We start from the raw sequence: 230 nt of genomic DNA on the forward strand, positions 1-230 counted from the left end.
GAGGCGGGCGTAGCCGGGGCGAAAAACCTGGGGACGGCCCCGAAGCCCTTGGCCGATGTGTGGAAAGGGACCGCCACGACGTCGAGCCCCACGAGAGACCCCAAGGCGACGATCCCGATATCTGGAGGCGGAAACAGTCTCGCGCCTTTCGGCCTGACGAAATGCGGGCTGCCGCCGGCTTGCTCGCTGGCACTGGCGTCATCGACGCCGGTCAGTTTTTCCGCCTTGGG

General features: G+C 67.0%; 1 protein-coding gene. It reads right to left on the minus strand.

Features of this window, described 5'->3' with window-relative positions:
- A partial coding sequence (locus KVT37_RS33265) for a hypothetical protein (protein WP_217579124.1) occupies positions 1 to 230 on the minus strand: 230 nt, incomplete at both ends.

It is taken from the genome of Mesorhizobium sp. GbtcB19 (assembly GCF_019091085.1).
Lineage (GTDB): Bacteria > Pseudomonadota > Alphaproteobacteria > Rhizobiales > Rhizobiaceae > Mesorhizobium.